This is a genomic window from Streptomyces sp. E11-3 (assembly GCF_046540415.1).
GTDB lineage: Bacteria > Actinomycetota > Actinomycetes > Streptomycetales > Streptomycetaceae > Streptomyces.
Genome location: NZ_JAZGRL010000002.1, coordinates 1,168,167 through 1,172,842, shown reverse-complemented (window position 1 = coordinate 1,172,842; position 4,676 = coordinate 1,168,167). Strand labels below are relative to the sequence as shown.

General features: G+C 71.2%; 7 protein-coding genes. 6 read left to right on the top strand and 1 reads right to left on the bottom strand.

The features are described 5' to 3' along the window. Window positions 1–162 precede the first annotated feature (162 nt). The 3 genes from U9R90_RS24255 to U9R90_RS24245 all read left to right on the top strand — a co-directional run bounded on the left by U9R90_RS24255 (window position 163) and on the right by U9R90_RS24245 (window position 1,148). Complete coding sequence (locus tag U9R90_RS24255; RefSeq protein WP_411058772.1) at window positions 163–393, top strand: hypothetical protein; 231 nt, start codon at window positions 163–165, stop codon at window positions 391–393. Window positions 394–464: 71 nt separating this feature from the next. Beyond that, window positions 465–641 (top strand): hypothetical protein, encoded by a 177-nt coding sequence (locus U9R90_RS24250; protein WP_411058771.1) that lies wholly within the window; start codon window positions 465–467, stop codon window positions 639–641. Window positions 642–872: 231 nt separating this feature from the next. Beyond that, window positions 873–1,148, top strand: a complete 276-nt coding sequence (locus U9R90_RS24245; protein WP_411058770.1) for a hypothetical protein — start codon at window positions 873–875, stop codon at window positions 1,146–1,148. A gap of 28 nt (window positions 1,149–1,176) precedes the next feature. Here U9R90_RS24245 and U9R90_RS24240 read toward each other — a convergent pair whose 3' ends face one another. After that, complete coding sequence (locus tag U9R90_RS24240; RefSeq protein WP_411058769.1) at window positions 1,177–2,289, bottom strand: hypothetical protein; 1,113 nt, start codon at window positions 2,287–2,289, stop codon at window positions 1,177–1,179. A 140-nt stretch (window positions 2,290–2,429) separates the two neighbouring features. Here U9R90_RS24240 and U9R90_RS24235 point away from each other — a divergent pair, with 140 nt between their 5' ends. The 3 genes from U9R90_RS24235 to dapD all read left to right on the top strand — a co-directional run bounded on the left by U9R90_RS24235 (window position 2,430) and on the right by dapD (window position 4,612). Beyond that, window positions 2,430–2,750 carry a DMT family transporter gene (locus U9R90_RS24235; protein WP_411058768.1) on the top strand — a complete coding sequence of 107 codons (321 nt, stop codon included), beginning with the start codon at window positions 2,430–2,432 and terminating at the stop codon, window positions 2,748–2,750. Next, entirely contained in the window at window positions 2,750–3,289 is a 540-nt protein-coding gene (locus tag U9R90_RS24230) for a TetR/AcrR family transcriptional regulator (protein ID WP_411058767.1), read from the top strand. The genes U9R90_RS24235 and U9R90_RS24230 overlap by 1 nt, the downstream gene beginning before the upstream one ends. Before the next feature lie 333 nt (window positions 3,290–3,622). Continuing rightward, a complete protein-coding gene (gene dapD, locus U9R90_RS24225; RefSeq protein ID WP_411058766.1) occupies window positions 3,623–4,612 on the top strand; it encodes a 2,3,4,5-tetrahydropyridine-2,6-dicarboxylate N-succinyltransferase in 990 nt (329 codons plus the stop codon). The last annotated feature ends 64 nt before the right edge of the window (window positions 4,613–4,676 follow it).

Sequence of the window (4,676 nt, the reverse complement as noted above, 5' to 3'; positions counted from 1 at the left end):
CTGTCCGGATGCATCCGGACAGCCGCCCCTTTTTTCCTGCCGCGAACCGAAACATGACCCGGCGTCCCGCCTGGTCATGACCATGCTCGACGGGAACATGGCCCTGCGCGGGAGAAGCTGGGGCGTCCCGAACATGCGGGCGCCTGCGCCTCGCAGCGGAGCGTGGTCGTCAAGCTGTGGGACTACGACGCACTCTCGGCGAACGACTACTACGGCGCCAAGACCTACACCAACTGCTTCAAGGGCAGCGGCTACACGAGCGTCGGCGAGTGGACGGGCCTGCCCTCCGAGTCGGACTACTTCTTCGAGACGGACAAGATCGGCCAGGGCGGCAGCTGCTGCCTGCTCAACGTGGGCACGGTGTGCGTCGACACCACCAAGGCCGACAGCTGACCTTCGCAGGGAAGCGTGGCGCTGCCCCGGGCGCAGCGCGCTGTGGGTCGCGCCGGTCGTGCTTGCTGCTCATGTTCACGTACTACTTCACCGACACGCAGGACGGCCTGCGGCTCGACGCGCTCGGGTACGCGCCCACCGTCGTCGACGCGGTGCTGCGCAATCTGACGCCCGTCGCCTATGCGGTCGCCGCGGCACTCGGCGCCTGGGAGGCGCGCAGGCTGGGGAAGTCGGACGTCTGGGAGTAGGGAGCCGTACGCTCCCGCTACTCCTCGACTTCCTGGCCGTCGGATGGTCCAGGGCCTTGGAGCTGCCCTGGCCCCGGCACCTCAGCGGCCTGTACACGGGGAAGCTGATGTTCGGTGAACTGCCCACGGTAGCTGGGTTCGCAGCGCCCCCGCTGCTCGCTCTCGGCGCCGCGGCGGTGGCGCTGCTCTGGTCGGGCATTCCCCGGGCCTGGCTGCGGGTGGCGCTCGCCGGTGCTGGTGCCGACCTGCTTCGGTGGCGCGATGGACCCGCGCCAGCGCCGTGTCTTCAGGGGCCTGCCGGCCAGCCTGAAGAGCGAGGTCAGGGTCCTGATGTCGACGCACGACGTGGCCGATCTCGCCGAGGAGGCCGACCATGTGTCGGTCCTGGCGGCCGGCCGCCTCGTGCAGAGCGGGTCGACCGCCGAGTTCCTCGCCCACACCCCTGACGGCACGGCCGAGGGCAGAGGCGCCGAGGGTGCCTATACGGCACTGCTGGCGGCGGTCTGACCCGCTGGTCCGGCCATGTCGCCGCGGCTCAGCCGGGGTAGGGCTGGCCGGGGTAGGGCTGCCCCGGGTACGGCTGGCCGGAGTACGGAGGCGGGGGCGGCTGGACTCCGGCCGCCTCCGCCAGCGTCGGGGCGAGGTTCTCGACGCGGATGCGGCGGTCGACGTACAGCAGTCCGATCGACAGCTGGGGCAGCACGATGGAGATGAACTGGCTGATCACCATGCCGAGCAGATAGAGGACCGCGGCGAACACGGCCGGGCCGACGACCTCGCTCGCGGCCGGGTCGTGCGGGATCATGGCCATGGCGCTGAACATGCCGCCGTAGGTGAACGGGATGCTGATGACATAGCCGATCGTACCGGCGATGATCATGACGAGCAGCTGGATGCCCAGGGTCCGCCACCAGGCGCCACGGACCAGCTCGGCCGAACGGCGCAGCGCCCCCGCCGGCCCCTGCCCCTCGAAGACCACGGCAGCCGGGGCGAGGCTGTAGCGGACGTACAGCCAGAGCGCCACGGGCCCCAGTACCAGCAGGCCGAGGAAGAAGATCGCGAAGGAGACGCCGACCGCATAGTCGTCGCCCCCGCTGGTCAACGCCATCGCGAAGGGGACCAGCGCGAGCAGCAGGAACGGCACGGCGACCATCAGGCAGACCAGGAACTGCGCGCCGAGCATCGCGGGGATGCGCGTCGACGAGCGCCGCCAGACCTCGCCGAAGGACGGGCGCAGACCGAGCACCGCGTCCTGCACGACGACCAGGCACGCGGCGTTCATCAGGGCCATCGCCACAATGGCGATCACAAACGAGGCCAGCCACGCACCGGCGAAGGCGCCGACCAGCGGGAGGGTGTCGCCGGAGTCCGGCTCTGTGCCGGGCGGCAGGTCGAAGAGGGCGCGCACATGGTCGAAGACCACGTACGCCGCGATGCCGAAGGCGGTGCCGATCAGCAGGCCCGCGCTGAGGAAGATCGCGGCTGCCATCCCCAGCAGCGGCTTGCGGTTGCGCCCCAGTGCGCTGAACCCGCCGCCGAGTATGTCGCCGACGGCCAGCGGCGCCAGCGGAATCACCCCCGGCTTCGGTGGCTGCGGCACCCAGCCCTGTCCCCAGCCTGGAGGTCCCCACCCCGATGTGTTCGCCATCGCTCTTACTCCGTTGCTCGCGTCCCCGGAAGACCGGGAGTCGCGACACGATATCTCCCAGCCCTCTGACGCAGGCACCCGGCGGCACGGGAAAGTCCTTCTGTGTACGCACGTACACATCGTTGTGTACGCTCGTACGCATGGGATACGGACTGCTGGCCGCGGCCATCGCGGCGGAGGTGGCCGGGACCACGGCCATGAAGTACAGCGAGGGGTTCACCAGGCTCTGGCCCTCGCTGGTGACCGTCGCCGGATATCTGCTCGCCTTCACGCTGCTCGCGCAGACCCTGAAGACGATGCAGGTCGGTACGGCCTACGCGATCTGGGCCGGGGTCGGCACCGCCGCGGTCGCCGCGATCGGCATGGTCTTCCTCGGTGAGGCGGCGAGCGCAGCCCGGCTCGCCGGGATCGCCCTCGTTGTCGGCGGCGTCGTGCTGCTCAACCTGGGCGGGGCGCACTGATGGCCCGCCGCTACGACCCCGAGCGGCGCCAGCGCATCATCGACGCCGCGATCCGGGTGGTGGGCCGCAAAGGCATCGCCGGGCTCAGCCACCGTTCGGTGGCGGCCGAGGCCGATGTGCCGCTCGGCTCGACGACGTACCACTTCAAGAGCCTCGACGACCTGATGGTCGCGGCGCTGCGGCAGACCAACGAGGGCTTCGCCAAGGCCGTACGGAACCACGGCGGCCTGGAGGACCCGCGCACCGACCTCGCGGCGGAGCTGGCACAGCTGACGGGGGAGTGGATCTCCGGGGAGCGCACCGGCGTCGAGCTGGAGTACGAGCTCTACCTCGCGGCACTGCGCAGGCCCGCGCTGCGGCCGGTCGCCGCCGAGTGGTGCGCGGGCGTCGCCGACATCGTCGCGCGCCGCACCGACCCGGTGACCGCGCGGGCCCTGGTCGCCCTGATCGACGGGATCTGTCTGCAGGTGCTGCTCACCGGTGGCGCGTACGACGAGGCGTACACCCGGGAGATGCTCGGCCGGATCATCCGCGCCTGACGCGCCGGACTGTCCAGGGCTGCGTCCGGAGCCTGTACGCAAGCGACTCCATCAGCGGCACCATGCTGGCCGGCGTATGCCGCGAACCGTTCGGGGCCGAGCGGGCAACAGGGTGATGACACACCCAGCAAGCCCGCGCACTCGGAGGCCACATGACCGGGACTGCCAACGACCGAGGACGACGCCGAAGTCGTCAGCCGCCCCGCTGACGGGGCGGGCCCACTGACGGGGCACGTACGGCGGCCTGCGCCGCAGGGGGGTGAAGGCCGCCGTACGCGCCCGGCACCTGAGACCGGTTCGCCTCCGCGGACCGGTCCCGGTTAGGTTTCTGCCATGACCGATACGACTCCTTCCCGCACCACCGGCGCCGTCGCCGCCGGGCTTGCCACCCTCACCGCCGACGGCACCGTTCTGGACACCTGGTTCCCCGCCCCCGAGCTGGTCGCCGAGCCCGGCCCGGCCGGCACCGAGCGGCTGAGCGCCGAGCGTGCCGTCGAGCTGCTCGGCGAGGGCGCCGCCAAGGCCATCAGGACGGACCCGCTGAGGGGCGTGGAGATCGTCGCCGTCCGTACGGTCATCGGCTCGCTGGACGACAAGCCGATGGACGCGCACGACGCGTATCTGCGCCTGCACCTGCTGAGCCACCGCCTGGTCCAGCCGCACGGCCAGAACCTGGACGGGGTCTTCGGGCTGCTCTCCAACAACGCCTGGACCTCGCTCGGCCCGGTCGCCGTCGACCAGCTGGAGACCGTACGGCTGAACGCCCGCGCGGCCGGTCTGCACCTCCAGGTGACCAGTGTCGACAAGTTCCCGCGGATGACGGACTACGTGGCCCCCAAGGGCGTACGCATCGCCGACGCCGACCGCGTCCGGCTCGGCGCGCACCTCGCCGAGGGCACCACGGTCATGCACGAGGGCTTCGTGAACTTCAACGCCGGCACCCTCGGCACCTCGATGATCGAGGGCCGGATCTCCGCGGGCGTCGTCATCGGCAACGGCTCGGACATCGGCGGCGGCGCCTCCACCATGGGCACCCTCTCCGGCGGCGGCAAGGAGCGCATCGTCATCGGCGAGCGCTGCCTGATCGGCGCCGAGGCCGGTGTCGGTATCGCGCTCGGCGACGAGTGCGTCGTCGAGGCCGGTCTGTACGTCACGGCCGGTACCCGCGTGACCATGCCCGACGGCCAGATCGTCAAGGCCCGCGAGCTGTCCGGCGCGAGCAACATCCTCTTCCGCCGCAACTCCACGACCGGCACCGTCGAGGCCCGCCCGAACAACGCCGTGTGGGGCGGACTCAACGACATCCTGCACAGCAACGACTGAGCAGCACCCCCAGCACCCCCAGCGCGACACAGCGGCCCGCCCCCGCCGACGGCCGGGGGGGGCC

Excerpts from the sequence above, each read along its gene's own strand:
- U9R90_RS24235 (WP_411058768.1), top strand. The coding sequence starts at position 2,430 with ATGGGATACGGACTGCTGGCCGCGGCCATCGCGGCGGAGGTGGCCGGG.
- U9R90_RS24240 (WP_411058769.1), bottom strand. The coding sequence starts at position 2,289 with ATGGCGAACACATCGGGGTGGGGACCTCCAGGCTGGGGACAGGGCTGG.
- dapD (WP_411058766.1), top strand. The coding sequence starts at position 3,623 with ATGACCGATACGACTCCTTCCCGCACCACCGGCGCCGTCGCCGCCGGG.
- U9R90_RS24230 (WP_411058767.1), top strand. The coding sequence starts at position 2,750 with ATGGCCCGCCGCTACGACCCCGAGCGGCGCCAGCGCATCATCGACGCC.
- U9R90_RS24250 (WP_411058771.1), top strand. The coding sequence starts at position 465 with ATGTTCACGTACTACTTCACCGACACGCAGGACGGCCTGCGGCTCGAC.